A 26513-nucleotide genomic window follows, 5' to 3' on the forward strand; every position below is an offset into this window, starting at 1 on the left:
TCATGCGCATGGAGCAGATGTACCAGGAAGTCATCCTGGACCACTACAAGCACCCGCACCACCGGGGACTGCGTGAGCCCTTCGGTGCGGAGGTGCACCACGTCAACCCGACCTGCGGTGACGAGGTAACGCTGCGCGTATACATCGACGACAACGGCGATGTGAAGGACGTGTCCTACGACGGGCAGGGCTGCTCGATCAGCCAGGCCTCCACCTCGGTGCTCGCCGACCAGGTGATCGGCCTGCCGTTGCAGCAGGCGCTGAAGACCGTCGAGGCCTTCGACGAGATGATCACCAGCCGTGGCACCCTCGAGGGCGACGAAGAGGTGATCGGCGACGGTGTGGCCTTCGCCGGCGTCGCCAAGTATCCGGCCCGCGTGAAATGCGCGCTGCTGGGCTGGATGGCGTTCAAGGACGCCGTGGTGCGGATAGCCTCCGCGGAGGAATCCAAGCAGGCCATGGGCAACGGCACTACAGGCAACGGGGAGTAGGGAATCATGAGCGAAACCGAGCAGCAGGCCCAGGAAGCGGCGCCGGTGGAACTGACCGCCGAGGAGATCCAGCACCTCGAGGACATGGAAGAGGCGATGCGTGACGTCGTCGACCCCGAACTCGGCATCAATGTGGTCGATCTCGGCCTCGTCTACGGTATGGCCTTCGAGGACGGCATCGCCAAGCTCGACATGACGCTGACCTCCCCGGCCTGCCCGCTGACCGATGTCATCGAGGATCAGTCGCGCAATGCCCTGGTGCGTTCCGGGCTGGCCGAGGAGCTGCAGATCAATTGGGTCTGGATGCCGCCGTGGGGCCCGGACAAGATCACCGACGACGGCCGCGAACAGCTGCGCGCCCTCGGCTTCACCGTCTAACTCCGGATCGCGCTGTCCAGGGGATAGCGATCACCGAAACCGGAACGGTCCTGGTAGAAGAAGTTCAGGACGAGATCGTCTGCGATACGGAACAATTCGTCTCGGCCCTCCAAGGGAGCTATCCACTCCATCGGCAGGGCCGAGACGCCGTATATGGCGCCGAGCAGATTCCCGGTGACCGCGCCCGTGGAGTCGGAATCGCCGGAGTGGTTGACCGACAGCAGTAATCCGCCGCGGATATCCCCGGTTCGATAGGTGTGCAGCGCGCAGTAGACGGCAATGGCCAGGCACTGCTCGGCGCACCAGCCCGCACCGACCATTTCGAGCCGTTCCGGCGTGGCCGCGCCGAGCTGCGCAATGGCGAGCGCACCGCTCAGCGCCGATACGGTTTCGGCGCTCGACGGCAGCACCGCGAGCCGATCGATGGTGTCGCGCACCGCGATCGGCAGTTCCGTGCCGCCGAGCACGTTGTCGACAATGGTCGCGAAGGCGCCCGCGGCCAGATATCCGGTCGGATGACCGTGCGTGATCTGCGCGCAGCGCATGGCGTTGTAGAAGGCGCGATCCGGGCCGGCGCCGGTCAGGCCGAACGGCGCGGCGCGCATGACACTGCCGCAGCCCTTCGATTTCGGATTCACCGGGCCCGGTTCGCCGAACTCCAGCGGCGGCAGATACTCCTCGACCTGTTGGCGCAGCCCGCCCAGGCACGCATTGCCGGGCGCGCGCACCGCGTACAGGAACGGCAGTCCGGCCAGCCAGCCGTCGGCGTCCGGATCCGGCTTCTCCTGCCGCTGTGTCGCATACCAGCGCAGGTAGGCCCGCCGCATGGCCGGCGCCGGATCGGTGTCGGCGGGACTGCGCAGCAGCCCCTCGGCCGTGAACAGCGTCATCTGGGTGTCGTCGGTGATCTGCTGCGGCGCCCCCGGCGTCACGTTGGGCAGGTAGTCGACGACGCCGGCGGCCCCGTAGCGCCCGCGAATCTGCTTCAGCGTCAAGAACTCGATGGGCCACCCGAGGGCGTCCCCGATCGCCCCGCCCACCATGGCCCCGCGTACCCGGTCGAAAAGCTTCTCGTGATCTTGCACGCCACAAGCCTATTCAAGGCGGCGCTGCGGCAGTATCCGCGCATACGCCATTAGGATGCCCCGGTGACCGGATACGACGACTTCGACGGGTTCGAACATTTCGACACCTCCACCCTGCCCGAGCGCCAGCAGCGGATTCTGTGCACCATCCGCGATTGGGTGCAGCGGCACGGGTATTCGCCGAGCACCCGGGAGATCGGCGAGGCCGTGGGCCTGAAGTCGTCGTCGACGGTGTCGCGGCATCTGAAGGCGCTGGAGGATCAGGGCATCCTCAAGCGCAGCGAGTCGGTGACCCGGCCCATGGACGTGCGGCTGTTCCTCAAGGCGGGCGCGCCGCAGCAGCAGAACCCGGATTCGGTGTCGGTGCCCGTGGTCGGCGATATCGCCGCGGGTACGCCCATCCTGGCGGAGCAGCACACCGACGATGTGCTGTCGCTGCCGCGCGAACTGGTCGGCCGGGGAACGGTTTTCGGCCTGCGGGTGCGCGGTGACTCGATGGTCGACGCCGCCATCTGCGACGGCGATATCGTCGTGGTGCGCCAGGAACACGAGGCGCACAACGGCGAGATCGTGGCCGCCATGATCGACGGCGAGGCCACCGTGAAGGTGTACCGCCGCGCCAACGGCCACGTCTACCTCGAACCGCGCAACCCCGCCTACTCCGTCATCGACGGTGACAAGGCCACGGTGCTGGGCAAGGTCGTGTCCGTCATGCGGCGCGTGTGATCCAGTCGATGATGGTGCCGGCGACGAGCTGAGCGTCGTCCCAGGTGGCGATGTGGCCGAGACCGGGCAGCACCCGGTACTCGGCGTCCGGCAGCTCGGCCCGGAAGCGTTGCGCGCAGGTCTCCTTCGGTATCACGTGATCGAATTCGGGCCAGGCCAGCAGTACCGGGGCCGCCACCCGATGCAGGTCGGTGACGGTCAGCCGGTCGCCGCGCAGCATGGCGATATCGGTCGCGAAGAAGGTGCCCGAGGACATCACCTCGGCCATTCGCAGCACTTCGCGGGCGGGCACCAGCTCGCCGCGGCGGAACGAATTGCGCATCACGTAGCGGCGCAGCAACGGCCGGGCCACCACCGCGGGCATGATCCCGGCGGTGCGGTCGATGAGCTTGTGCTGCTTCACGAATCCGTCGGCGATGCGGTCCGGGTCCAGGCTGCCGGCGGGCCAGCCGCCGACCGGGCCGATGGCCACCACGCTGCGGGCGCGCCCGCGCTTGGCCAATTCCATTGCGAGCGTGCCGCCTCCGGAGATACCGGCCAGATGGGCGTCCTCGATCCCGAGCTCTTCCAGGTATTTCTCGAACACATCGGCCATGCCCGCGATGCTCGGCTCGGGGTCGCGGAATTCCGGCGCGTGCGGGTGGCCGGGCAGATTCGGTGCGATCACCTCGTAGCGGGCGACGAGTTCGGGCAGCACCGGCTGCCAGATGTGCCAGCTCAGGTTGGGTGCGTGCAGCAGCACCAGCGGCTCGCCGGTGCCGGCGCGATACAGTCCGGGTGAGCTGCCGGGGGCGCGCACGTCCCGCTCGGCATCATTGCGCAGCGAGGTCATGGGAAGTCCTTTCGTGCTGCCGCGGTGGCGTATTCGCGCCTGCGGTGGCCGGTCGACGCGGGCGCGTCGGATGAATAGCCTGGTTGAGGTGGTGGGTGTGGCGCTTCCGGAAACGTGCGGTGATCCGGTGATCTGGGTGCGGCCCGATTCCATCGGGTACTTCGGGCCCGATCTCGGTGTGGCGCTGCATTCGACCTCGGTCGCGGTGCTCACGGTCGGTGTGGACGGGCCGATCGTGCTGGAGGCGCCCGGCTGTGCGGTCACCACCGCGCGCAGTGTGTACGCGCCGGCGCGGGCCTCGCATCGAATCATCGCGCCGGAGAGCAGGATTCTGCTGTTGTTCCTCGATCCGGCGGGGCCGCGGGCCGCGGATACGGCGGCGGCCATGCGGGAATTCGCCGGTCCGTTCGGACTCGGGCATCGGCGTGAACAGGCGCTGAGCATCGCGTGCCTGGCGGGTGCGGATCCGGCGCTGGTGGTGCGGGCCGCGGCGGGCGCCGTGGTGGCCGCGGATCCGCGGATCACCGCGCTGGCGCTCGCGATTCGATCCGATCCCGGCCGGGAATACCGGGCGCCCGCGAGCGCGGCCGAGCTGGGTCTGTCGACCTCGCATTTCCTGCGGTTGTTCGCGCAGTCGACCGGTACCACCTTCCGCCGCTACCAGCAGTGGGCGCGGTTACGGCACGTGGTGGGCGGGCTGGCGGCAGGCCATGACCTGACCCGGAGTGCCGTCGAGGCGGGGTTCGCGTCCCCTTCTCACTTCAGTGACACCTTCCGGGAGACCTTCGGAACGTCGGCGACGGCGGTGCTGGACGCGGGTGTCCGATTCGACATCGGTGCGTGAGCGGAATATCGTCCCCACCAAAAGGGCGGGTCGGATTGGACAACCGGGTTCCGCTCGACCATGATTCGTCCCGTTATCACCTTTCATCACGGGGAGTATCGAATGTCGTTGCTGCGCAAGGCCGGTGTCGGCCTCGCCGTCACATCGATGGCCGCGATGGGCGCGGTGTCCGCCGGTTCCGCCAGCGCGGCGGACAATGAACCGGTGTTCGTCGCCACCTCGGGCGATCTCTACGGCGCCCTGGCGCTGTCCCGGAGCTCGGGGAATGTCGCGTACGCGGTCAATTACGGCGGTTATGACGGCGCCGATGACGCGGCCGTCAGCAAATGCGGCGGCGGTGACTGTCAGGTCGTGGTGCATTTCGCCAATGCCTGCGGTGCTGTCGCCCAGGGCGCCGACACCCGCTTCGGGTGGGCGTGGGCGCCGAGCAAGGTGGAGGCCGAGTCGGCCGCCGTCGACGCGCTGGGCAAGAGCGCGCCGTCCTTCCCGGATTCGGGTTCGGCCTCGCCGCGCCAGGCCAAGGTCATCCTGTCCGCTTGCACGGACAACGCACACTAGAACGCCGGAGATCGGCGGGATCGTGAATCCCGGTCGAGGTGGTGGGAACGGAAGTCCGTGCCCGCGGCAGCGGCCGGGATTTTTCGTGTCCGTGGGTGCCGGTCGGTCGGTGTTTCTGGTTGCTACCGTCCATTTTCCAGCAACATGGCCGCTCGGCCGGAGATGATTTCGTAGTGGACGACATCACCTACGAGGACACCCGATTCGCGTTGCACGCGGCGGCCGAGCTGCTGATCGCCGGCCCGCAGTACCGCAGGTTCGGCAGCATCCGCATGCGGATCGTTTTGGGTGGCTTCTCCGGTATCAAATGGCCGGTGTCGGTGACGGGCACCGATCTGGTGTGGCCGCAGGGCCGCATCCGCCTGCACGGCACCTACAGTGAGCTCGCGCTGGCCGCCGGTTTCGCCGCCGACGGCCCGCCCGACGGCCTGTACACCGAGGGCACCCATATGGATCCGGACGAACCGTTCACCGTCGACGATATCGCCGCCTCCACCGTGCACGACTGGTTCGCGGTGGGGGACACCGCTTTGCGCCGCTTCGCCGAGGAGCAGCCGGTGCTCTGGCCGGAGCACTTCGACCTATCGGTCGCCGTCGACGAGGTGAATTACGGTGTCTCCCCGGGGGATTGGGAGAATCCGCAACCCTACGCGTATGTGGGCCCGTGGACCCGGCGGCACGGCGAATTCTGGAACGCGCCCTTCGGCGCCATGCGCCCGCGCACCGAGGTGCCGACGGTGGAGAGCCTGCTGGAGTTCTTCCGCGAGGGCCGTATAAGAGCCGCAGAGGACGCTTAGCATCCGTGCCGCCGAGGACGCTTAGCGGGTCACCCGGCCGTGGCGGCCGTCCCCGGCGATGCGGCCGCGGCGGATGAGATCGCGTTTGGTGCCGGGACCCAGGGTGACCTGCTCGTCACCGGCGACCGACTCATCGGGGTTCGGCCGCACGAACAGCGTCACCGTGGTGCCCTCGGTGAAACCGTTCTTGCGCATCATCGACGCCGAGGCCACATTGTGGTTCTCCACATCGGTGACGATGCGGCGCGCGCCGTGCTTGAAAAGCGTGTCGCAGCAGGCGGTCATGAGCTTGCCGGCGACGCCGCGGCCCTGCATATCGGGGGAGACCGCGATCCACTCCAGATAGGCCCAGTCCTCGCGCAGCTCGAATTCCATGGAGGCCAGCACGAATCCGACCACTCGATCCGAATCCACCGCCACCCAGCAGGATTTGCCCGCACTGTCCAGGTGCTCGGCCACCGAGGTCAGCGACCACGAGGTGTAGGGCTTGGCGTAGGTGTCGAACACTTGGTAGCCGAGGTCGATGACCTGGCGCAGATGCCCGAGCCCCATGGGGACGATGGCGATCTCGGAATGGATGGATATGTCGGATTCCATGACGCACAGTTTGCCAGGTAGCTGCTGTTCGGGCGTGGACCCTCCGGGTGCGCCCGCCGAGCGGCCGTCGTGCTATCAGGCGCCCTTGCGGGCCTGTTTGCTGGGCGCCTTCTTCGCGGCCTTCTTGGCCGGCTTCTTCTCCGCGGCCTTCTCCGGTGTCGCCTTCGCCGCCTTGGTGGCCTTGGCCGGTGCGGCGGGTGTGGCCTTGGCCGCGCGGCGGCCGGAGGCCTCGAGGCTGCGCTGCAGGGCCGCGACCAGGTCCACCACCTCGGCGTCCATTTCCGGTGCGGCCGCTTCCGGTGCCCGGGTCACCTTGCTGCTGCCGCTGGCAATGGCCTCGTCGAGCAACCGCTTCAATTCGAGCTGATATTCATCGACGTAGAGGCCGGGATCGAAATCGTCGGACAGCGTATCGACCAGGGTCTCCGCCATCTTCAATTCCTGCGCCTTGGGTTCGCCGACCCCGTCGAGTTTGTCGAAGGCGACGGCCCGCACCTCGTCCGGCCACAACAGCGTCTGCAACACCAGCACCCCGTCGCGCACCCGCAATGCCGCCAGCCGCGTCTTCTGCCGCAGCGTGAAGTGCACCAGCGCCACCCGATCCACCTCTTCGAGCGTCTTCGCAAGCAGCACATACGCTTTCGGCGTGGTCGAATCCGGCTCGAGGTAATAACTCTTCTCGTACAGAATCGGATCGATCTGATCCGACGGCACGAACTGCAACACCGGAATCTCGTGCTTCTCCGCCGCCGGCAGTTTCGAGAAATCCTCGTCCGTGAGAATCACCCGATCCCCCTCCGGCGATTCATAAGCCCGATCGATATCCGCATACTGCACCGGCTGCCCATCCACCGTGCACACCCGTTCGTAGCGGATCCGCCCTCCATCGGCCGCATGCACCTGATGGAACTTGATGTCATGGTCCTCCGTGGCCGTATAAACCTTCACAGGAACATTGACCAGCCCGAACGCGATGGAGCCCTTCCAAATGGACCGCATTGTCCGATGGTACTTCGGACGGCGTGTCGTGTTCGGTAACACGCCGCCGACCTGCGGGTTTCGGGTGGCTGCTGGTTGCTGTGGGTTGTTGGTAGCGGTCGTCTGACGGCCCCCAGACGGCCCCAGCGCGGCCCAGAAAATTGGTTGGACCCGCGGCTACCCAGTTGGTCCTACGTGGCGGGAATCGTCCAACGTCCAATCGCGGCTCGACGGCATCGGGAGCGGCGCAGGTTCGTGCCACAGATGGACTCCCGTCTGGTACTGCAGGGGGTCTTTTCCGTGTTGATCACCGGTTTCGGCTGGGAGGACCTGCCCCAGGAGCTGGGGTTCGGGTCCGGGATGACCTGTTGGCGCAGGTTACGGGACTGGCACGCCGCCGGGACGTTCGAGCAGATCCATCAGGCCGTGCTCGCCCGCGCTCATGCCGCCCGATTGATCGACTTCGACCGGGTCATGGTCGACGGCTCGCACGCGCGGGCGAAAAAAGGGGCGCCGCAACAGGTCCGAGCCCGGTCGATCGCGCCAAGACTGATTCCAAACACCACATCCTGACCTGCGCGAACGGATTCTCGCTCGCCATCGTGTTGTCGGCTGCCAACGTCAACGACCATCTGATGTTGCCGACGCTCCTCGACCGGGTTCGCCCGCTGCACGGGCGTGCCGGCCAACCCCGTCGGCGGATCACCACTCTGATCGCGGACAAAGGCTACGACTACCCGAGCGTGTATTCCGAACTGCGGCAACGACATATCACCGGCTACATCGCCCGCCGCGGCACCCGCGACAAAGTCACCGCTGGCCGCTGGATCGTCGAGCAAGCCTTCGCCCTGCTCCACCAATACCGGCGGCCGGCCATCCGGTGGGAACGCCGCACCGAAATCCACCACGGATTCCTCGACTTCGCCGCAGCACTCATCTGCTGGCGGCGACTCAGCAATCGAACCCGATAGACCTCCAAGGCGCTCCTGGTTACAGCAACGGTCGCGGTGTTTCATCGATGCGACCCTGATAATCACGCTGCTAGTACTCATTGCCGAGGCGCCGCGGGATCTCGTTGTGCTGCCGGTGATGCTCGGTGCTCTGCGGAGTGTTGCTCGTGTCAGCGTTGCGATTACGAGCGTGCCGCGACTTGGATCCTCCCAGTCAGTGCCGGTCCCTGCGTAGGAATGCGTCGCCCGCATGCGCTGTTGTCCTGTAGCGTGCCTTCGTCAAACACGTTGATGCGATCAATGTGGGCGACTACCCCCCCGACCGAGCCCCGAACCGACGCACGCGGATCGGGGCTCGATTGGTTGTGAAGCACTGACTTGCTGAGTTCTGGAGCCGTTGTCTTATTCCTGCGACTTGCTGTCGAGTTCCGCCGGTCGGATGACCTGAGCCATCGGACGCCAGACGGATGTCGGCCGGGGTGAGGCCGCGGCCTGGGCTGAGTACCCGGCCGGATCAGTCGTGCGGCCGGATCAGGCGAGGGATGGTCCGGCGAAGCACGTCGATCGCCGTGGCGGAGGTCATCCGTCCGGCGCGGACTTCCTCACCGGCGGCGTGACCGATGGCGAAGATCGACGCCAGTACCCAGGAGATCGGCAACTCCGGGTCGATATCGCCCTCGCGTTGGCCCCGCTCGACGACGGCGTGTACGTGCCCGAGGATCGGCGCGTGTCGTTCCCGGTCCTGCTCGGGGGTCTGTTCGCGGGTGGTCAGCTGTAACAGGAATGGGTCCATGGCCAGGGCTTCCCAGCCGATCTCGAGCAGCCGGACCAACGCCTGATCGGCCGGTCCGCGATCGAGGTCGGCCGCTTCGAGGGCGGTGACGACCCGCACTGTGGCCTGCGCGATGAGGGCATCGATCAGCGCCTCCCGGGAAGGGAAGTGCGCGTAGACGGTCTGGCGGCTGACTCCGGCCGCCTTGGCCACTTCGGTCAGCCCGGCATCGGGTCGTACCGCCAGCACCTTGCCCGCCGCGTCGAGGATGGTCGCGGCGTTCTGCTGGCCGTCGATACGGCGGCGGCGCTGCGCCGACGGTGGAAGGCTTGACACGGTTGACAAGCTTAACTCTCCTTCTTAACCTTGACGCTACTGTCAAGTTAAAGTCGGAAAGTTGGCATCGCCCATGACCAAGACAGTCGAATTCGCCATCCAGGCACAGGAATTGGCCAAAAGCTACGGAACGACGCGCGCCGTCGCTGGAATCTCGTTGCACGTGCCCACCGGGTGCATCTACGCGGTACTGGGACCGAACGGGGCGGGCAAGACCACCACCATCGGAATGCTGGCCACCCTGCTGCCGCCGGACTCCGGCAGCGCTCGAATCTTCGGCCTCGATGTGGTGCGCGATGCGCGCGCGGTCCGCGAATGCATCAGCCTCACCGGACAATTCGCGGCCCTCGACGACGACCTCACCGCGCGAGAGAACCTGCTCGTGGTCGCGCGCTTGCGTGGGTACGGGCCCCGACCGGCGCGGCAGCGCGCGGCCGATCTGCTGGAAGCCTTCGAATTGACCGCCGCCGCAGACCGGACGGTGAAGACGTATTCCGGCGGGATGCGCCGCCGCCTCGATATCGCCGCCGGGCTCGTCACCCCGCCGAGGCTGCTGTTCCTCGACGAACCCACGACCGGACTGGACCCGGTGGGGCGCAATCAGGTCTGGAGCATCGTCGCCGCTCTGGCCGGCAGCGGGACGACGGTCCTGCTGACCACCCAATATCTCGATGAGGCCGACCGTCTCGCCGATCGGATAGCCGTCATCGACCACGGGCGGCTCATCGCCGAGGGCACCCCCGACGAGCTCAAAGCCGCAGCAGGTTCCGGCGTGTTCACCGTCAGCCTCGCCGACCCCGCGCTGCGCGCGACGGCCGCCGAAATCCTCTCCCGGCGTTTCGCCACACAGGTCACCGCTGGGGACTCCGCCCGGCTCCAGGTCCACGACATCGATGCCGCCCAAGCGGCCGCAGTGCTCGCCGAGCTGAGCCGAAACGGCCTCACCGCCAGTGAATTCGCGCTCGACCGGCCCAGTCTGGATGAGGTGTTTCTGTCCCTGATGGGCAACCCGCACCACCCGTCCGTGGCCTGACCGCCCCTCCTCCATTCAAGGAATCCCATGTCCCTCGACACGAATTCATCGCCGACCACCACCGAGCTCATCGCCCTCATCGGTGACCCCACCACACAGGCCCGGACCGGTGCACTCACCGCGTCACGGGTTTTCGCGCTTCGCGCGCTGTGGAAGATCCGCCGTGTCCCCGAACAGCTCTCGGACGTGATCGCGGTCCCGATCATCTTCACGCTGCTGTTCACGTACCTGTTCGGCGGTGCCCTCGCAGGTTCCCCGCACCGCTACCTGCAGTACCTGCTGCCCGGAACCCTCACTATGGCGGTCCTGCTGGCGACCATGTACACCGGCGTCAACCTCAACGCCGACCTGGACAAGGGCGTTTACGACCGGTTCCGCACCTTGCCGATCTGGCGACCCGCACCGATCGTCGGTGCGCTGCTCGGCGACACCCTCCGTTACACCCTCGCGGCGGCTCTGGTCATCGGCCTGGGCTTGGCCCTCGGCTACCGTCCGCACGGCGGAGTGTCCGGCTGCGTCCTCGCTGTCGTACTGGTGGTCGTGTTCGCGGTGGCACTGTCATGGGTCTTCACCCTGCTCGGACTGCTGCTGCGAACCCCGAGCGCCATCATGAACGTAGCCTTCGTGGTGCTCTTCCCACTCACGTTGGCCAGCAACACTTTCGTCGATCCCGCCACCATGCCCGGGTGGCTGCATACCCTCGTCGACCTCAATCCGGTGTCTCACCTGGTCAGCACGGTTCGTGCGGCGATGGCCGGGTCCGTCACCATCGGTCAGGTGTCGACCGTACTGCTCACCGCGGTAACCGTCGCCGCAGTCTTCGCACCTCTCACCATGCGGGCCTACTACCGCAAACACTAACTGCCACTGGATGATCCGAATGGCTCGAAATATCTCTGCGGGAGCACCCATGAGTACGGTTTTCACCATCTTCGTCCATCTGACCGCTCAGCCCGCCTGGCTGGCGTTGCCTCGCGGGCGGCGCAGGCAGTTGATCGCCGAGCACATCGATCCCTTGTTGGACAAGCAGTCCCGTGTCCGCGTGCGTTGGTTCGATGCCGAGGCGTTGTCGGCGCGACCGTCCGATGTGCTCACCGCCACGACCGATGATCTGCAATCGTGGTCCGATTTGATGGAGGAACTGCGCGACTCTCCGCTCTGGTCGGTCCCTTATTTCCATGTCGAGCTCATCCTCCCCGCCATCGAGGATGGGTATGCCGACTACGAGGCGCGAGTCGGTTGATCCCGGCTGCACGGATATCTCGGCCGGGCGAGCCCATCACGGACACGCCCGGCGCACGGGATCAGCGGTATTCGGGGTTCTCGAAGTCGAAGCGACAGCCCGCGTCCCAGGCCGAGCGCTGGTTGCCGTGCACGGGGATGCCGTTGTTGTCCTTCAGCATTCGGGCCAGGTGCAGCAGGTTCCAGGTCATGAAGGTGGTGTTGCGGTTGGTGAAGTCGTTGTCGGGGCCGCCGGAGCCCGCGTCGAGGTAGGAGGGGCCGGGGCCCGCTTCGCCGATCCAGCCTGCGTCGGCCTGCGGCGAGATGGTGTAGCCGAGGTAGGCCCGCAGCGGCCGCACTCGCCAGCGCCACGTGGTCGGAGGGGAAACTGTAGTCCGGGGCGCAGTGCGCGAGCACGAAGATGCCGAGGTGTGCAGTGCAGGGCCGCGCCTCGCCGACCGCGTTCGAAATCGGTTGGTTCACAGCGGTGCCGGTGCGCCCGCCGACGGCACCAGCATCGCCGCGCTGCCGTCGGAGGATCTGTGGGTGAGCGTGCTCATCCGCCAGGGGCGGCTGGTCACCGTCACCGCCGACACCGTTCTGCACGCCGGCGACGAGATCCTGGTGCTCGCCGAACCCGACACCATCACCGAGATCGCGAAACTGTTCGGCTGCACCGCCGCACCACGCCCCACGACATCACCCACGCCATATCGGCTGCGTACCCGCCCGGGCCGAATGTGGTTCAGGAAGTCGGTACCTCCGGACCCGGACTGTTGATTATCTGCCGTCGAATCTCCCTGTACTGCACGCAATTCCACGAGGCTACATGCCGAATCGGATACGCCTGATTGTGTCCACGGCTTGTGCCGGCCCGAGGACCTCGATCTCGGCGATATCTTGCCGCCCGAACAGATACAACAGCAGTTCACCGGGCGCGCCCCGGAGCCGGACCGACGGTCCGTCCTCTCGAACGATCACGCATTCGCCGGTGCCGACGCGCTCGAGCTCGAGTCGGACTCCACGGAGCTGTCGGCTCAGAAAACGACCACCGCGACGAACGTTGCGCCACAACGCATCCTGCAGCGCGGGCGACAGCTCGTGCCGTGGGCCGAGGCCGTTGGCGCGGCGCAGATCCTCATGGTGCACGAAGAACTCGTTGAGACTCGGAAACGAGCGCACCCATCCGAGGCGGAAGAACCCCGCGGGCGGGCCCGACCGGAGTCGGTCGACGAGCCATCCGAACTCGTTGTGCGCCAACAGATTCACTCTGCGTCGGTCGGCGAATCGCGCGAAGGGGCCCGGCAGCACAAGGCACGGGCCCGCCAGGATATCGCGCTCCCGCAGGACCAGGTGGGCGGCGAGGTCCCGGGCCGTCCAGCCCTTCAACAGGGTGGGCGCATCGCCTCCGAGTTCCTCGAAGAGATCACATAGGGCTTCGCGCTCCTGGGCGTCGAACGGGATAGTTCCCATATCGTCATGATGGCAACAGATTCCGGTTCCGTGGGCGTGTTCGCTGCACTTTCCCGAGGATCGTCACCGCGCAGATCTGCGGAACGGCAGTTGGATCAGGCGGCTCAGTCGGAGGCTCTCAACGGTCGACGCCAGTGCCGCTCTCGAGTCGGATCGCCAAGTCCGCGAAATAGCCGCGCCCGGCCTGAAGAGGGTGACGGCGCAGATCGACGATCACGGCGGCAGCAATCCAGACGGCCAGCAATCCCAGCGCCAGACCCAGCCGATCGACGACGAGGGCCACCACTATCAACACCACACCCGCCAACAACGCGAGTTCGAACCCAGCCTTCGGCATTCGTGCAGTGTAAGGGTTCGCTCTGCGGCCCACCCTGATCGGGCTTGCGTCCGCCACCATTTTTACGGCATGGTTACGGCGTTCTGGAGAGCCGGGAAGTCTGGTCGGCCCGAAGCCGTGGGGTTTCGGTGGTGCGAGCTTTGGAGACTCTTGTGGCGTGTTCGTCCTCGCCCGGCAGTATCTCCGTCGACAGGTAGACCGTCATGACCAAGTTCTTCGCTGACACCCTGCTGTTCCCGACAGTGGTGCCGACCCTGGCGTTGGTGATCGTCGGTGCCTATTGGCTGATCGTGGTCGTAGCCGGAATCGATGTCGGCACCTCGCAATCGGAGCCGCACGAGGTGCTCTTCGGGTATCGCCGACTGGGGCTCGACGGCGGCCCGGTGCTGCTGGTGACGACACCGTTGATCGCCCTCGTCTGGATGTTGTGCCTGCTCGGGTCCTTCGCTGTCGACCGGTACGCCGGGCACGGCCCCATGACCACGGTTCTTGGCGTCGCGGTACTGATCACCTCGATCGTCCTCGCGGTGATCTTCACGCGCGCGGTGGTCGTTCCCCGCTGTCACACCGAGCCCAACGCTCGACGGTGAGTCCCTGGGCGGCGCCGCACAATACGCGAACCTGCCGTGCCCAACTTGATCAATAGACATCCTTTACGGCATCTTTAGGGCTGGTGTGCCGGGAAGTCTGGTCGGCGAAACACGGCCCGAAGCCTCGGGTCGTGTCGCTCGACCATGGAGTTTTGCGTGACGACCACCCCGTTCAACTTGGTGTGTTCCCCCGGGGCAACCGCCACAGGTGGCGACGTATTCTGCGGGTGTGCAAGCTGCTCAACTGGCCGAGGACTACCCGGCGGTCAGCCTCGATACCGATGCTCTCGACGCCGCTCGATTGCTGGCCGAACACCGCCTACCGGGCCTTGTCGTGACCGACGCTTCGGGCACTGCGGTGGCCGTGCTTCCCGCCTCGCAGGTGGTGCGGTTCATCGTCCCCACCTATGTGCTCGACGATCCAGCACTTGCGGGTGTGTTGACGGAGTCCGTGTGCGACCGGGTCACGCACAAGCTGCGCGGCAAGAAGGTCCGCGACGTCATTCCGGAGCGACTGAGCAACGTGCCCGCGGTGGCGGCCGACGACACCGTCGTGGAGGTCGCCACGCTCATGGCACGCCTGCGCAGTCCGCTCATCGCGGTCATGAAAGACAAGCACCTGATCGGAATCATCACCGCGTCACGGCTTTTGGCCGCGACACTGTCCGACTGCTGACGAGGCCCTCGCAGACCCGCACCGCAGGCACCGCTCGCGACGGGTGGTCGCAGTGGCAGTGATAGCCGTCGCGATCTTCACGGTCGCCTACGCACTCATCGCCTCCGAACGGGTCCACAAGACCATCGCCGCGCTCGGGGGCGCGGCGGTTGTGCTGGCGCTGGGTGTCCTCGGCTCCGAGGACGTCTTCTACTCGCGCGAGACCGGCGTCGACTGGGACGTCATCTTCCTGCTGTTCGGGATGATGATCATCGTCGGCATCCTCCGCCACACCGGCGTCTTCGAATACACCGCGATCTGGGCGGCCAAGCGCGCCAAGGGATCCGCACTGCGCATCATGATCCTGCTGGTGCTGATCACCGCGATCGCCTCGGCATTCCTCGACAACGTCACCACCGTGCTGCTCATCGCCCCGGTGACGCTGCTGGTCTGCGAACGCCTCGAGATCTCCCCGATTCCGTTCCTCATTGCCGAGGTGCTCGCCTCCAACATCGGCGGCGCGGCGACCCTGATCGGCGACCCGCCCAACATCATCATCGGCAGCCGAGCTGGCTTGTCGTTCAACGACTTCCTGCTCAACGTGACCCCGATCGTCGCGATCGAACTCGCGGTCTTCACGGTGCTGCTGCCCCGGCTGTTCCGAGGTTCGTTCACCGTCGATCCCGAACGCATCGCCGACATCATGGAACTCGACGAACGCGAAGCCATCCGCGACCGCGGACTGCTGATCAAATCAGGGCTCGTGCTGGCCGCGGTATTCGCCGGATTCATCTGCCACTCCGTCATCCACATCGAGCCCTCGCTGGTCGCACTGCTCGGCGCGGGTGTGCTCGTCCTGACTTCCGGACTGCCCCAAAGCGACTACCTCGGCGCGGTGGAGTGGGAGACCCTGCTGTTCTTCGCCGGACTGTTCATCATGATCGGCGCACTGGTGAAAACCGGTGTCATCGAACACCTCGCCGCCCTCGCCACCCACGCCATCGGCGGCAACGCCCTCGTGGCCACCCTGCTCATTCTCGGTGTCTCGGCACTGCTGTCCGGCGTCATCGACAACATTCCCTACGTCGCCACCATGAGCCCCCTGGTAGCCGACCTCGCCGCCGGCATGGACCACCACTACAACACCCAGTCATTGTGGTGGGCACTGGTATTGGGCGCCGACTTCGGCGGCAACCTCACCGCCATCGGCGCCAGCGCCAACGTCGTCATGCTCGGCATCGCCCGCCGCGCCGACCACCCCATCTCCTTCTGGGAATTCACCCGCAAAGGAGCCGTCGTCACCGTCGTCACCGTCGCAGTCGCAACCCCCTATCTCTGGCTTCGCTACCACGCATTCGGCTAGGGCGGCCGCGTACCTCGACGCCTCTCGAGCGCCGCTCGTGGAGATCGGACATCGGTCACACGGGACGAAATGCTGGTCTTGGCGGAGATTTGACCTAAGTTCCGGCCTCATGACTATCCGTGTCAGGTCGAGGTGCGCTACAGGTCGCCGAGTTGAATGGTGTTGAATTACGGTCGATCTCGTGGTGCATCTTGACCTTGAACTTCAGGCTGAGGGCCTTGTAGGCGAAACCGATCGTCTGGCCGATGTTGTCCGTGGTGTCGACTCGAGCGTCCCTGTCCCGACCTGTCCTGGTTGGTCGTTGTCGGATCTGATCGTCCATGTCGGTCGAGGGCATCGGTGGGCGGCAGCGATGATCGCCGATCGCGCTAGCGAGCGTTTGACCTGGGACGCGGTTCCCGAAGGTTTCCTCCCCACCGATGCTGACGAGGCGGACGTCTGGTTGCGCGACAGTGCCCGGCTGGTACTGGAAGCGGTCGAGAAGACCGGCGGAGAGGTCCGGGTGTGGACACCGGTCGGTGGGTTGCTACCGGCTCGTTGGTGGATTCGGCGGCGTTTGCACGAGGCGACCGTCCATGGCGCCGATGCCGCGCTGGCGCTCGGGCGCGCTGTGAGCCTGTCGAGTGGCCTTGCGGCGGATGGCCTGTCGGAGTCGCTCGACATCCTCCAGGCCGCGCTGGCATTCCCGAACCGCGAGCAGCCACCGCTACCGGAGGGGGCAACGCTGCGCATCGACGCTGACGATGATGGCGCGCAACAGTGTTGGATGGTCCGCCCGCGCGGAAACAACATCGGATGGACCGTCGGCGGCGAGCCTGCTGCGGCGACGGTTACCGTCCGCGGCACGTCGGCCTCGGTGTTCCTCGCCATGATGCGGCGCATTCCCGCCACCGACCCGCGCCTCGAAATCACTGGGGACCGCGAGATTTTCGATCGGTGGCTCGCAGCGACGGTCTTCTAGTCCAGCCGCGGTGCGTCACGAAACTTTGCGACCGAGACCTTGACCATGTTAGGTCGCGTGTCCTAGCCTCCTGTCTAGGACGTGTGCCCTAACGCGGCGTCCCGTGAGGCACAGGAGGCGCACAATGTACGGACCGCGATCACGGGAAGCGGTCTGCGCGGTGGTGTTCGGTTGAGTGGCAAGACGACTCGCGAGCAGATCGTTGCCGCAGCGGACGAGTTGTTTTATCACCGGGGGTTCGAGCAGACCTCGTTCGCGTCGATCGCCGAGATCGTGCAGCTGTCGCGCGGCAACTTCTATCACCACTTCAAAGCCAAGGACGACCTGCTCGACGCGGTTATCGCGACCCGCCTCACCGAGACCCGCGCCATGCTGGCCCAATGGGAATCGCAGACACCCGACCCAGTCGGTCGTATTCGCAGGTTCATCGACATCCTGCTGGTCAATCGCGCCGATATCCAGGACTATGGGTGCCCGGTCGGCACTTTGACCAGCGAGCTGGCCAAACTCGACCACACCGCCCTCGATGCCGCCAGCGGGCTGTTCACCCTGTTCCGGGAATGGCTCGCCGAGCAGTTCACCCAGCTCGGGCATCGCGATGACGCCGACGAGTTGGCCATGCACGTGCTGGCCGCCAGTCAGGGGGTAGCCACCCTGGCCAACGCTTTCCATGACGAGCGGTTCCTGCGCCGGGAGGTGCAGCGCCTGCACGACTGGCTCGACACCCACCTCGACGGCTCACGAAAATAGAAGCGAGACAACCATGTTCGTAGTTCTGCTGAAGTTCTCCACCCACAAGTCCGACGCGCCCCAGCACATGGCCGCCCACCAGCAGTGGATCCAGCAAGGCTTCGACGACGAGGTGTTCCTGCTGGTCGGCAGCATCAAACCTGGTGTCGGCGGCGCGGTCCTGGCCCACAACACCTCCCCGGAAGATCTCGAGCGTCGTGTCGCGCAGGACCCGTTCGTCGCGGCCGACGTCGTAACGGCCGAGATCATCGAGGTCGCGGCCGGACAAGCCGACGACCGCCTGAAATTCCTGCTCGACTGACCAAACCGCTCCGGACACCTCCGGCTGGGGAGTCCTACGCCCTGGCCCAGTTGCGGATTGCGGTGACGAACTCCTCGGGCGCGTCGGATTCGACGTAGGTGCCGGCGCCTTCGACGATCACGGTCGTGTGGTTGGTGAAGGTCGCTTCCAATCGTTGCCGCTCCTGGGGGCGGAAAGCGATATCGGCGTCACCCCACACGATCAACGTCGGCAACTGCGCGACATCGGGCAGGCGGGCCTCGATCTCGGCGAAGAAGTCGCGGCTGGCGAGTACCGCGTGGGGCAGCACCGCACTGGCCTGACGCCGTGCGGGAGTGTCCAGTGCCAGGCGGTAGTGGGTCATTTCGGCCTCGGTCGGCTTGCGGCGACGGTGGCCGGTGGGGATGAACGCGATGACCAGCAGGTTGAGCTGGCGAACCAGCAGGCGGCTCACCGGATTGCCGAGGGCGCGTGAGAACGCTTCGAAGTGCAGGACTCCGTTGACCGGCCACGCCCACGTATTGGCCAGCACCAGCCGCTCGAAGATCCCCGGCCGCCGCTGCGCGACCGCCAACCCGATCAGTCCACCCCAGTCCTGGCCGATCAATGTGACCTGGTCCAGGCCGAGGGCATCGACGAACGCGGCCACCACCTCCGCGTGCTGTTCGGGCAGGAAACGGTAACCACGCTTCGCTGTCGACAGCCCAAAGCCCGGGTAATCGACTGCGACACAGCGGAACTCGCCGCAGAGCGCGCTGATCACATCGCGCCACAAGAACGACCAGGTCGGATTGCCGTGCAGGAACAGCAGTGTCGGACCCGATCCCTCGTCGACGTAATGCACTGTGTGCCCGTCGATTTCGACGAAACGGCTCTGGAACGGAAACAGAGTGTCGTCGACCCAGTCTGGTCGCGTGGTGCTGGTGGCCTCGGCCATGGTTGAACCCCCTACGCTCGACATCACGGTATGATTGATCTTCTCAAGCCAACTTGAGAATCTCAAGCGATTGAAGGAATTGATGCGTAGCTACGGCCAGTACTGCGGACTCGCCCGATCCCTCGAAGTCGTGGGTGATCGGTGGAACCTGCTCATCGTCCGCCAGCTGCTCCTCGCACCGGCCCGCTACCGGGACCTGCTCGACGGCCTACCCGGCATCGCCACCAATCTCCTCGCCGACCGGCTGCGCGACCTGGAATCCTCCGGCGTGATCGAGCGGCGGTTGGCTGGTGAGGGCAGCGTCGTCGAATACGCGCTCACCCCCTGGGGTGCCCAGTTGCGCGAGCCGATCGAGAGCCTGATCCGCTGGTCCACCCCACTGATGATCCCCGGCCCCGGCGCCGATGCCTTCCGCCCCGAATGGCTCGCCCTCGCCGTGCCTGCCCTGCTCACCACCCGGGTCGAACACCGGCCCGCAGCGACGGTCGGCCTCGACATCGGCGGTTCATCCTTCCAGCTCCGCGTCAGCGAATCCGGATTCGAGATCGCCCCGCACGACGGCCGCGAATTCGACGCCACCGTCCGCGCCGACCCCGCCTACATCCTCGGACTCGCCGCCGGTGCTCTCACTCTCAGCGACGCTCGCGCACTCGGGGCCGTCGAGATCGTCGGCGACGAGGCCCTCATTCGCGCGGTTTTCGCCGCCTGAGCGAGATTCCTCACCGGAGGGTCAGGGCCGCAGTCAATCTCGTCGGTTCGCTCTCCTGCGGCGATAGTGCGCGGCTGCGGCCACGCGGTCGTTGCAGGTGTCACAGCAATACTTGCGGGTGCCCGGACGGGTGCGGTCGACGAACACGCACTCACACGGGGTGGCGGCACATACCCCGAGCCGCCGAACGCCGTGGCGCACAAGGTGTTCGGCGAGGGCCGCGACCAGCCTGCCCGCCAACGCCGCGAGCCCGTGTGACACGCCACCCGCGTCCAGCCGAATGGCGCCAGCGGTGTCCCGCGACAACTGCGGGACCACGGCGTGTTCACGCAGCAGTCCATTCACCAGATTCATTGCCTCGGAGTCGGTATCGCAGCCGAACGCGGGCCGCAACTGCTCCCGCAGCTCGCGCAGCCGATCCAAATCACCGTCGGCGAGCTCCTCGGCCAGGCCCGACTGACCCGCGCCGCGCAGGATGACCCGGAAATGGTCGACCGTCGTCAATCGATCGGGCGGATCAGCCAGCGCGTAGACAGTGTTGACCAAATCCACGACCAGATCCAGATCGTTCACCACTCACCTCCTCACCGTTGACGACCAGCGGCACCGACCTTAGCATTCTCAGTACTTAAACAATTGTAATAACTGAGATGGAGTTGCTGTGGACACGACTTCCCGGTCCGCCGACGCGTTGGCCCACGTCCTGCACGCCCAAGGCCCTCACCCTGATCACGTCGGGAAGCTCGCCCTGTTCGGGCAGTTTGTCGGCTCTTGGCGAGTAACCAATCGCCTCCGTGACGCCGACGGCGACTGGACGAGCTATCCCGGGCGCTGGGACTTCGGCTGGACGCTGGGCGGACTGGCGATCCAGGACGTCCTCGACTGCCCCACCGCGCCGAATCGCTACCCGGGCACCACGATCCGTTGCTACGTCCCAGCCACGGACAGCTGGAACGCGGTCTGGCTCGACCCGCATTCCGGGCTGCACGTCACCCTGCAAGCAAGCTCTGCCGACACCGGCATCGTCCTCGAAGGCAGTACTCAACTCGGTAGTTCGGTTCGGTGGAACTTCTCGAACATCACCGACACCAGCTTCCACTGGCAGGGCTACCTCGCCCGCAACGCCACATCCTACGAACTGGTCCAGGAAATGGCCGCTCATCGCCTGCACGATCGGTGAGTGCATCAGTGAGCGGAGGTGTCTGCGGCGCCGCTGGGGCCGCAGCCCGGTGGTGGCGCTGACACTGCCCGGCGACAGATCCGACGAACTGGTCTCCGACGCCGCCTATGCGGTGGGCCGCCTGGCCGACCGGGTCGCGGTCTACGAGGACACCGACCTGCGCGGCCGCGAGCCCGGCGAGATGACCAAACTGATCACCGCGGCGCTGAGCGCGGCCGACTCGGGCGTCCGGGCCGTGCCCTGTGCGGGTCTGGAAGATGCCTTCACCACGGCTCTTTCGATGGCGGCGCCCGGCGAACCGGTACTCCTGGTCTACGAACAGCTCGCGCGGGCGCAGGCCACCCTCGCCCGCCACGGCGCCGTCGCCTGGCCGGCCGCCGCGGATGCCCTCGCGGATCCACTTGTGGCAGAACGAATCTCATAGCCCCGGCCCGGCCCCGCCGGACTGTTCGTAGGCCGAAGCCTGCAGGGCGTAGAGCTCGGCGTACAGGCCGTCGGCAGCCATCAGCTCCCGATGGCTGCCGTGCTCCACCACTTCGCCCTTGTCCAGCACATAGATCCGGTCGGCGTAGCGGACGCTGGCCAGGCGGTGGGTGATCAGCAGCACGGTCCGCCCGAGCGAATGCGTCCGCACCGTGTCGAACAGGGCATGCTCGGCACGGGGATCCAGGGCCGCGGTCGGCTCGTCGCAGATCAGCAGCGGCGCATCCCGATAGAAGCCGCGGGCGATGGCAATGCGCTGCCACTGCCCGCCCGACAACTCCGCACCGTGCCGGAAGCGCCGATCCAGTTGCGTGTCATAGCCCTTGCCGAGCCGATCCACGACCCGGTCCACGCCGGCCGCCCCGGCGGCCTCGGTCATCCGCTCCTCGTCGAGGACCCGACCCATGGTGATGTTGTCCCGGGCGCTCATCGGCCACCGCGTGTAGTCCTGCATGATCACCGCGATCCGCTCCCGCAGCCGGTCGGGGTCGACCTCGTCGACGGGTGTGTCGTCCCATTGCACAAGGCCTTCGTCGGGCTGGTAGAGGCCCGCGAGGATCTTCGCCAAAGTGGTCTTCCCGGAACCGTTCTCGCCGACGAGCGCCACCACCTCACCCCGGCGGAGGTACACCGACACCGACCGCAGCGCGGGCACCACCGAACCGGGATAGGTGAATCCGATCTCGGAGGCGGTGATCGAGTGGAAATCCGGTGGCTCGGCCGACCGTCCGGGCGTCGGGACGCGTCGTTGCGCCTCGGCGCAGAAATCGAGGTAATCGCCGAAATACAGTCCGGATTCGAAACATTGGTTCACCGCGTACAGCAGGCTGTACAGCGAGGACTGCCCGGAACGGATGGCGAAGGTCGCCGTGCCCGCCACCGCCAGCGGCATACTGCCGAGGTACAGCAACAATCCGAGGGCCGTGTAGACGAGCCCGAGACCGAGACCGCCGACCATGTCGCCGCCGACGGTCATCATGGTCTCCCGGCGAGCCAGCCGCAGTTGCACGGTTCGCGAATGACCGGCGAGCCGGTCGTAGGCGTCCAGCAGGAAACCGCGCATATTGAATGCCCGGATCTCGGCGGCCGAGGACCGATCGGCCATCAGATCGGTGAGGATCCGCTTGCGCCGCCGGGTGGCCGAAAGCTGGTATCCGACCTGATATCTGGTCTTGGCAATGCGCAGCGCGATCAGTGCGTCGGGGATCGCCGCAACCAGCAGCAGCGGCAGCAGTATCGGATTCAGCAGGCCGAGTACCGTTGCCGCCGAAAGGAATCCGATGCTCGCGGTGAGCACGGCGGTCACGGTGGTGACCAGCCGGTACGCCTCGGACAGACCCCGATCGCGCGCTCGGTTCAGCATGACGTGGAACTGCGGATCGTCCAGCGCGACCAGCTCGACCCGCGTGGCGGCAGCGAACAGCCGCCGCTCCACGGTGTCCTCCACGAGTGGTTTGAGTCGCGCCTGCGACCAGCTCGCCCCGACCGTGAGCCCCACCCGCAGTACCGCGAGGCCGCCGACGAGCAGCAGTGCCGGCAGTGCCGCCACCAGGCGCGAGGGCGTGGGCCCGTCCAGGAACAAGGCGCTGAGCACCCGATTCGTCGCCAGCAGCCCGAACGCGGCCAGCGTGCCCGAGGCCATATCGAGCAGCACGGTGACCGCGGTGTCCACCCGGCTGGCCTGCCAGCACAATCGGGCCACCTGAGCGATCAGCCCCGGTAACCTCCGCAGCACCGCGCCGAACCGCACGGATCCGAGATCGGCGTCGTGACTCTCCGACGCTCGATCCTCGAGTTCCTCCGAACTGAACTCCGCGCCGCCGCGTGCGGATTCGGACCTGCTCCGGGAAATCGGAATTCTCATCGCGCAAACCACCCAACCCATGGACTGCAACTCGCGATGATTCTTCCTGTGGCAGAAAGGAATTCACAACCCGCACGGTGGCGGCCGGCTTGAACGGCAGCCGTCAATTCCCTTCGAACTCGGCCTGTTCGCGGTTCTTGAAGGCCTGGAAACCGCGACGGACATCCTTGCTGAGCAGAATGCGGGCGAAGTCCATCCGGACCTTGCCCAGCGCTTTGGCGGTGCCCTTCTCCTGCGCCAGCCGGCCGTTGCGCAGGATGGTCTGCACGCCCAGCGGTGCTTGGCGGGCAATGGTTTCCGCGATCTCGTGCGCCTTGGCCGCGGCCTGGCCGGGCTCGGTGAGCTCCTGGATCAACCCGATTCGATGCGCCTCGGCGGCGGGGAAGTCGTCGCCGGTGAGGGTCCAGCGGTTGGCATTGTGGGTGCCGACGGCGAGGGGCCAGCGCACGGTGCCGCCGCCGAACGGGAACAGTCCGCGGCTGACTTCGTACTGGGTGAAGGTGGCGGCGGTGTCGGCCACATTGATGCTGGCGGCCAGCAGCAGTTCGATACCCAGAGTGAAGCAGCGTCCTTCGACTGCGGTCACCACGGGCTTGGGGCACAGGGGAGCGCCGATGCCCCACGGGTCGACGCCGCCCTTGGGCACCAGGCCCTTGAACAGTTCGAAGGGCAGCGGATTGAGCTGGGACAGGACTTCCAGGTGCAGCTTGGGGAGGAGTGCGCCCAGGTCGAGGCCGCTGCTGAAGTAGCGCCCGTTCGCGCGCAGGACGCCGACGCGCAGGTCCTTGTCGTGGGCGAGTTCGGTGTAGGCCTCGGCGAGGGCGCGCAGCATGGGGAAGTCGAAGGCATTGAGCTTGTCGGGCCGGTTCAGCGTGATCGTCAGGATGTGGCCGTCACGCTCGGTGAGGATGGTGGGCTCGGTCATGACCTCCAGCTTTCTGCCTGGCGTGGGCCGGCAATATGTAAACCGATCGGTATAGTTCCGTGAACGTAGTATATCGATCGGTCTAGTCGCAAGGGTTGCTCAGGCCACGTGGTCGGTCGCGCAGCGGAAACCGGTATGGCCGCCGAATCGGGTGCGGGTGCGATCGGAGAGCACGCCGACCAGTGGCTGCGCGATCATCGAGGCGGTGGCGACGGCCGCGTGCACGAGGGCCAGCTTCTCGATCTTGTGCACGCTGTCGAAGGATTGGATCTGCAGGGCCGCGAAGTAGCCGACGATGCCGTAGGCGAGCTGCGGGCAGGCGCTCGCGAAGGGCACGGTGACGAAGAGCCGGCGCAGATTGTGGGTACGGGCCGGACCGGTGGCGATCTCGCCGGTGGGAGGTGAAGTCCCGGGGGCGGGCGCCTCTGAACGCATGCGGTTGTCTTCCTCAGACTATGACACTAATGTCATAGCGAGGCTATCCGACAAGTGGCATACCGGCCACTCGGTGTTTCCGAAAGGGCCTCGACTGTGAAGCTGGAACACCTGCTGCTCGGCGTTCTCGGCGTGCGCCCGGCCACCGGCTACGACCTGAAGAAGTTCTTCGACCAACACGGCCGGTTCATGCGCTCGAATACCCAGATGAGTCAGGTGTATCGGGCGCTGGGCCGGATGACCGAGGAGGGCTGGGTCGTCTTCGAGGTCGAAGCCCGCCCGGGCCCGCAGGATGCCAAGACCTACCGGCCGACCGCGGAGGGCATGACCGTGTTCCTCGACTGGCTCACCGGCCCGTACCAGCCGCCCACCAAGTTCACCGATCCGGAATTCGGTACCCGGCTGAGCTTTTCGGGTTTCATGACCGAGGAACAGATCCTCCGCCTCGTCGATATCGAACTGCGGGCCCGCCGCGATCAGGTCGCGCGTTTCCGCGATCGGGACCGCTCCTTCCCGCCCAGCGCCGATTTCCCGTTCGATCTCGAGCTGGGCGCCGCCATGGCCGAGCGGCTGCACCGATGGGGCACGGCGGATATCGACCTGCACATCGAACGACTCGAACAACTGCGCTCGGACCTGCTCGACGGCACGCTGCGCTGACACCTCAGAGCGCCGCGAGATCGTCGGCGATCGCGCGCAGCGCCGGCGCGGGCAGCAGTCCCGACGCGGTGGCGGCGAAATCGATCAGCCGCAGCGGACCGAGGAACTGCAGGAACTCCGTATCGACAATGCCGGGGATGTGTTTGCTCAGCACTTCGCGTGCGGCCGGGTCGGCGGTCAGCTCGTGCACCGGGTTCAGCAGCGAAAACCGTCCTGCCGGAAAGTCTTCCGGATCCGGCAGCGGCGCCGCGGTGAGCTCGGCCCGGTCACGCTGGGCGCGCACCAGCAGATGCTTGTCCTCGACCGGCCCGGTGGCAGGCAGTCCCAGCCGCTCGTATTGTGAGGCGGGCGCCTCGTTCGCGCGCATGAGTCCAGCGAGCAGGTTGGCCATTCGCAGTTCGACCGCGTCGTCGACGATCGGGTCCCGCTGTTCCGGATCGTTCAGCAGATCGAACAGCAGCGTCCCGTGCGGATACGGATTGATCAGCGTGCGCCCGTTCATCCGCAGTGTCCGAACGCCTTTGGTGAATCCGAACGGTGGCGTCAGCTCCAGATCGGCGAGTTCCGCGGGTGAGAATCGCCCGCGCATATGCGTCGGCATCAGCGTGTGTTCGTGCAACGGCGCATTCTCCGGTGAGACCGGCGCGCGCATATAGACATACCGTCCGTCGATGACATTGACGTGCCCACCGTGAATGCCGAACAGTCCGGCTTCCCGGATCGGCGTCTCCGTGCCTACGGGCAGGAGAGTGCCCTGCATATCGGCCGGCCGTGCGACGCCGAAGTATTCGAGCAGGGTCGGTGCCAGATCGATGGTCTGCACCAGTGCCTCGCGGTGTTCCCCGGCGGTGCGTACGCGTGGATCCCAGACGAACAGCGGCAGGTGGACCAGCTCGTTGTACCTGTCCTTTCCAGGCATCGCCTTCCTGTCCGCGGAAGAATTCCCAGGTGCTGTAGCGGCCGTGATAGGTGGCGCCGCCGTCCTCCCAATAATGCGGGTGATCACTGGCCAGATGCGTGTAAACCCCTTGCTGCCTGAGCAATTCGGGCATGGAGTCGTCGAACGGCTCCAGCGGCCCCCAACTGCGATGCGGGAAGTTGTAGCGCCCGGTATGGATCTCCCGCCGCGCGGGCACGCACGGCATGGACCCGGCGTAGGCATTGTCGAAGGTGACCGACCGTTCGGCCAGACGGGTGAAGTTCGGCGCGTGGGTCCAGTCCGCGCCGTAAGGCGGCAGCATCCGCCGATTGAGGCTGTCGAACATCACCATGATCGCCTTCATGCGGGCGCTCTCCTTCCGTGGCCTGCCTAG

Annotated in this window: 35 protein-coding genes and 2 pseudogenes; 22 read left to right on the forward strand and 15 right to left on the reverse strand. The window is 66.3% G+C overall.

Features of this window, described 5'->3' with window-relative positions; translation table 11 throughout:
- Positions 1–2 precede the first annotated feature (2 nt).
- The gene (gene sufU, locus ACH438_RS06360; RefSeq protein WP_397001851.1) at positions 3–491 is read left to right on the forward strand and encodes a Fe-S cluster assembly sulfur transfer protein SufU; all 489 of its coding nucleotides are present in this window, start codon (positions 3–5) and stop codon (positions 489–491) included.
- Positions 492–497: 6 nt separating this feature from the next.
- Entirely contained in the window at positions 498–869 is a 372-nt protein-coding gene (locus ACH438_RS06365) for a metal-sulfur cluster assembly factor (protein WP_397001853.1), read from the forward strand.
- Here ACH438_RS06365 and ACH438_RS06370 read toward each other — a convergent pair.
- Positions 866–1954, reverse strand: a complete 1089-nt coding sequence (locus ACH438_RS06370) for an ADP-ribosylglycohydrolase family protein (RefSeq protein ID WP_397001855.1) — start codon at positions 1952–1954, stop codon at positions 866–868. The genes ACH438_RS06365 and ACH438_RS06370 overlap by 4 nt on opposite strands.
- A gap of 63 nt (positions 1955–2017) precedes the next feature.
- Here ACH438_RS06370 and lexA point away from each other — a divergent pair, with 63 nt between their 5' ends.
- The gene (lexA, locus tag ACH438_RS06375) at positions 2018–2680 is read left to right on the forward strand and encodes a transcriptional repressor LexA (RefSeq protein WP_397001858.1); all 663 of its coding nucleotides are present in this window, start codon (positions 2018–2020) and stop codon (positions 2678–2680) included.
- Here lexA and ACH438_RS06380 read toward each other — a convergent pair.
- Complete coding sequence (locus tag ACH438_RS06380) at positions 2664–3512, reverse strand: alpha/beta fold hydrolase (protein WP_397001860.1); 849 nt, start codon at positions 3510–3512, stop codon at positions 2664–2666. The two genes, lexA and ACH438_RS06380, sit on opposite strands and share 17 nt — an antisense overlap.
- Positions 3513–3582: 70 nt before the next feature.
- Here ACH438_RS06380 and ACH438_RS06385 point away from each other — a divergent pair, with 70 nt between their 5' ends.
- From ACH438_RS06385 to ACH438_RS06395, 3 genes are all read left to right on the forward strand, one after another.
- Entirely contained in the window at positions 3583–4356 is a 774-nt protein-coding gene (locus tag ACH438_RS06385; protein ID WP_397001863.1) for a helix-turn-helix transcriptional regulator, read from the forward strand.
- Between the two features lie 102 nt (positions 4357–4458).
- The gene (locus tag ACH438_RS06390; RefSeq protein ID WP_397001865.1) at positions 4459–4914 is read left to right on the forward strand and encodes a DUF4189 domain-containing protein; all 456 of its coding nucleotides are present in this window, start codon (positions 4459–4461) and stop codon (positions 4912–4914) included.
- 173 nt (positions 4915–5087) lie between these two features.
- Positions 5088–5711: a hypothetical protein gene (locus ACH438_RS06395; RefSeq protein ID WP_397001867.1), complete on the forward strand. Its 624-nt coding sequence runs from the start codon at positions 5088–5090 to the stop codon at positions 5709–5711.
- A 21-nt stretch (positions 5712–5732) separates the two neighbouring features.
- Here the strand turns inward: ACH438_RS06395 and ACH438_RS06400 are convergent, their stop codons facing one another.
- Both ACH438_RS06400 and ACH438_RS06405 read right to left on the reverse strand, forming a co-directional pair.
- On the reverse strand, positions 5733–6308 hold the full coding sequence (locus ACH438_RS06400; protein ID WP_397001869.1) for a GNAT family N-acetyltransferase: 576 nt from the start codon (positions 6306–6308) through the stop codon (positions 5733–5735).
- 75 nt (positions 6309–6383) lie between these two features.
- On the reverse strand, positions 6384–7307 hold the full coding sequence (locus ACH438_RS06405) for a Ku protein (protein WP_397001871.1): 924 nt from the start codon (positions 7305–7307) through the stop codon (positions 6384–6386).
- A 234-nt stretch (positions 7308–7541) separates the two neighbouring features.
- On the opposite strand from ACH438_RS06405, the gene ACH438_RS06410 reads away from it, so the two are divergent.
- Complete coding sequence (locus tag ACH438_RS06410) at positions 7542–7859, forward strand: transposase (protein WP_397002318.1); 318 nt, start codon at positions 7542–7544, stop codon at positions 7857–7859.
- Positions 7856–8257, forward strand: coding sequence for a transposase (locus ACH438_RS06415; RefSeq protein WP_397002320.1), 402 nt, complete (start codon positions 7856–7858; stop codon positions 8255–8257). The genes ACH438_RS06410 and ACH438_RS06415 overlap by 4 nt, the downstream gene beginning before the upstream one ends.
- 493 nt (positions 8258–8750) lie before the next feature.
- On the opposite strand, the gene ACH438_RS06420 is transcribed toward ACH438_RS06415, so the two are convergent.
- Positions 8751–9344 carry a TetR/AcrR family transcriptional regulator gene (locus ACH438_RS06420; protein WP_397001873.1) on the reverse strand — a complete coding sequence of 198 codons (594 nt, stop codon included), beginning with the start codon at positions 9342–9344 and terminating at the stop codon, positions 8751–8753.
- A gap of 73 nt (positions 9345–9417) precedes the next feature.
- On the opposite strand from ACH438_RS06420, the gene ACH438_RS06425 reads away from it, so the two are divergent.
- From ACH438_RS06425 to ACH438_RS06435, 3 genes are read left to right on the forward strand one after another with little or no spacing between them, the layout of a single operon-like run.
- Positions 9418–10377 carry an ATP-binding cassette domain-containing protein gene (locus ACH438_RS06425; RefSeq protein ID WP_397001875.1) on the forward strand — a complete coding sequence of 320 codons (960 nt, stop codon included), beginning with the start codon at positions 9418–9420 and terminating at the stop codon, positions 10375–10377.
- A gap of 27 nt (positions 10378–10404) precedes the next feature.
- Positions 10405–11238 carry an ABC transporter permease gene (locus ACH438_RS06430; RefSeq protein ID WP_397001877.1) on the forward strand — a complete coding sequence of 278 codons (834 nt, stop codon included), beginning with the start codon at positions 10405–10407 and terminating at the stop codon, positions 11236–11238.
- A 49-nt stretch (positions 11239–11287) separates the two neighbouring features.
- Complete coding sequence (locus ACH438_RS06435) at positions 11288–11620, forward strand: darcynin family protein (RefSeq protein WP_397001879.1); 333 nt, start codon at positions 11288–11290, stop codon at positions 11618–11620.
- Between the two features lie 61 nt (positions 11621–11681).
- On the opposite strand, the pseudogene ACH438_RS06440 reads toward ACH438_RS06435, so the two are convergent.
- Positions 11682–11939 (reverse strand): annotated as a pseudogene (locus tag ACH438_RS06440) (flavodoxin family protein); the annotation flags it as partial.
- 133 nt (positions 11940–12072) lie between these two features.
- Here ACH438_RS06440 and ACH438_RS06445 point away from each other — a divergent pair.
- A complete protein-coding gene (locus ACH438_RS06445; RefSeq protein WP_397001881.1) occupies positions 12073–12378 on the forward strand; it encodes a TrkA C-terminal domain-containing protein in 306 nt (101 codons plus the stop codon).
- Positions 12379–12423: 45 nt separating this feature from the next.
- Here ACH438_RS06445 and ACH438_RS06450 read toward each other — a convergent pair whose 3' ends face one another.
- Together ACH438_RS06450 and ACH438_RS06455 are read right to left on the reverse strand one after the other, a co-directional pair.
- Entirely contained in the window at positions 12424–13071 is a 648-nt protein-coding gene (locus ACH438_RS06450; RefSeq protein WP_397001883.1) for a TIGR03085 family metal-binding protein, read from the reverse strand.
- Positions 13072–13189: 118 nt separating this feature from the next.
- Positions 13190–13408: a hypothetical protein gene (locus ACH438_RS06455; protein WP_397001885.1), complete on the reverse strand. Its 219-nt coding sequence runs from the start codon at positions 13406–13408 to the stop codon at positions 13190–13192.
- A 203-nt stretch (positions 13409–13611) separates the two neighbouring features.
- Between ACH438_RS06455 and ACH438_RS06460 the strand changes: the two genes are divergently transcribed.
- From ACH438_RS06460 to ACH438_RS06485, 6 genes are all read left to right on the forward strand, one after another.
- Positions 13612–13998, forward strand: a complete 387-nt coding sequence (locus ACH438_RS06460; RefSeq protein ID WP_397001887.1) for a hypothetical protein — start codon at positions 13612–13614, stop codon at positions 13996–13998.
- A 229-nt stretch (positions 13999–14227) separates the two neighbouring features.
- Positions 14228–14674 (forward strand): CBS domain-containing protein, encoded by a 447-nt coding sequence (locus ACH438_RS06465; protein WP_397001889.1) that lies wholly within the window; start codon positions 14228–14230, stop codon positions 14672–14674.
- 52 nt (positions 14675–14726) lie between these two features.
- Positions 14727–16016: an SLC13 family permease gene (locus ACH438_RS06470; protein ID WP_397001891.1), complete on the forward strand. Its 1290-nt coding sequence runs from the start codon at positions 14727–14729 to the stop codon at positions 16014–16016.
- Between the two features lie 181 nt (positions 16017–16197).
- Positions 16198–16977: a maleylpyruvate isomerase family mycothiol-dependent enzyme gene (locus ACH438_RS06475; RefSeq protein WP_397001893.1), complete on the forward strand. Its 780-nt coding sequence runs from the start codon at positions 16198–16200 to the stop codon at positions 16975–16977.
- A 171-nt stretch (positions 16978–17148) separates the two neighbouring features.
- The gene (locus tag ACH438_RS06480) at positions 17149–17727 is read left to right on the forward strand and encodes a TetR/AcrR family transcriptional regulator (protein ID WP_397001895.1); all 579 of its coding nucleotides are present in this window, start codon (positions 17149–17151) and stop codon (positions 17725–17727) included.
- 13 nt (positions 17728–17740) lie between these two features.
- The gene (locus ACH438_RS06485) at positions 17741–18028 is read left to right on the forward strand and encodes a YciI family protein (RefSeq protein WP_397001897.1); all 288 of its coding nucleotides are present in this window, start codon (positions 17741–17743) and stop codon (positions 18026–18028) included.
- 34 nt (positions 18029–18062) lie between these two features.
- On the opposite strand, the gene ACH438_RS06490 is transcribed toward ACH438_RS06485, so the two are convergent.
- The gene (locus tag ACH438_RS06490; protein ID WP_397001899.1) at positions 18063–18944 is read right to left on the reverse strand and encodes an alpha/beta fold hydrolase; all 882 of its coding nucleotides are present in this window, start codon (positions 18942–18944) and stop codon (positions 18063–18065) included.
- 82 nt (positions 18945–19026) lie between these two features.
- On the opposite strand from ACH438_RS06490, the gene ACH438_RS06495 reads away from it, so the two are divergent.
- Complete coding sequence (locus ACH438_RS06495; RefSeq protein WP_397001901.1) at positions 19027–19653, forward strand: winged helix-turn-helix transcriptional regulator; 627 nt, start codon at positions 19027–19029, stop codon at positions 19651–19653.
- Between the two features lie 33 nt (positions 19654–19686).
- Here ACH438_RS06495 and ACH438_RS06500 read toward each other — a convergent pair whose 3' ends face one another.
- Complete coding sequence (locus tag ACH438_RS06500) at positions 19687–20226, reverse strand: CGNR zinc finger domain-containing protein (protein WP_397001903.1); 540 nt, start codon at positions 20224–20226, stop codon at positions 19687–19689.
- 88 nt (positions 20227–20314) lie between these two features.
- Here ACH438_RS06500 and ACH438_RS06505 point away from each other — a divergent pair, with 88 nt between their 5' ends.
- Both ACH438_RS06505 and ACH438_RS06510 read left to right on the forward strand, forming a co-directional pair.
- Positions 20315–20833, forward strand: a complete 519-nt coding sequence (locus tag ACH438_RS06505; RefSeq protein ID WP_397001905.1) for a hypothetical protein — start codon at positions 20315–20317, stop codon at positions 20831–20833.
- 52 nt (positions 20834–20885) lie between these two features.
- Positions 20886–21257, forward strand: a complete 372-nt coding sequence (locus ACH438_RS06510) for a hypothetical protein (RefSeq protein ID WP_397001907.1) — start codon at positions 20886–20888, stop codon at positions 21255–21257.
- Here ACH438_RS06510 and ACH438_RS06515 read toward each other — a convergent pair.
- From ACH438_RS06515 to ACH438_RS06525, 3 genes are all read right to left on the reverse strand, one after another.
- Positions 21252–23180: an ABC transporter ATP-binding protein gene (locus ACH438_RS06515; protein WP_397001909.1), complete on the reverse strand. Its 1929-nt coding sequence runs from the start codon at positions 23178–23180 to the stop codon at positions 21252–21254. The genes ACH438_RS06510 and ACH438_RS06515 overlap by 6 nt on opposite strands.
- A gap of 103 nt (positions 23181–23283) precedes the next feature.
- Positions 23284–24105: a crotonase/enoyl-CoA hydratase family protein gene (locus ACH438_RS06520; RefSeq protein WP_397001911.1), complete on the reverse strand. Its 822-nt coding sequence runs from the start codon at positions 24103–24105 to the stop codon at positions 23284–23286.
- Positions 24106–24204: 99 nt separating this feature from the next.
- On the reverse strand, positions 24205–24540 hold the full coding sequence (locus ACH438_RS06525; RefSeq protein ID WP_397001913.1) for a hypothetical protein: 336 nt from the start codon (positions 24538–24540) through the stop codon (positions 24205–24207).
- Between the two features lie 96 nt (positions 24541–24636).
- On the opposite strand from ACH438_RS06525, the gene ACH438_RS06530 reads away from it, so the two are divergent.
- On the forward strand, positions 24637–25200 hold the full coding sequence (locus tag ACH438_RS06530) for a PadR family transcriptional regulator (RefSeq protein ID WP_397001915.1): 564 nt from the start codon (positions 24637–24639) through the stop codon (positions 25198–25200).
- 4 nt (positions 25201–25204) lie between these two features.
- Here the strand turns inward: ACH438_RS06530 and ACH438_RS06535 are convergent, their stop codons facing one another.
- Both ACH438_RS06535 and ACH438_RS06540 read right to left on the reverse strand, forming a co-directional pair.
- Positions 25205–26119 carry a sulfatase/phosphatase domain-containing protein gene (locus tag ACH438_RS06535; protein WP_397001917.1) on the reverse strand — a complete coding sequence of 305 codons (915 nt, stop codon included), beginning with the start codon at positions 26117–26119 and terminating at the stop codon, positions 25205–25207.
- A 73-nt stretch (positions 26120–26192) separates the two neighbouring features.
- Positions 26193–26483, reverse strand: a pseudogene (locus ACH438_RS06540) (sulfatase-like hydrolase/transferase); the annotation flags it as partial.
- Positions 26484–26513: the final 30 nt, after the last annotated feature.

The sequence above is a fragment of the Nocardia sp. NPDC020380 genome, from assembly GCF_044386975.1.
Classification (GTDB): domain Bacteria; phylum Actinomycetota; class Actinomycetes; order Mycobacteriales; family Mycobacteriaceae; genus Nocardia.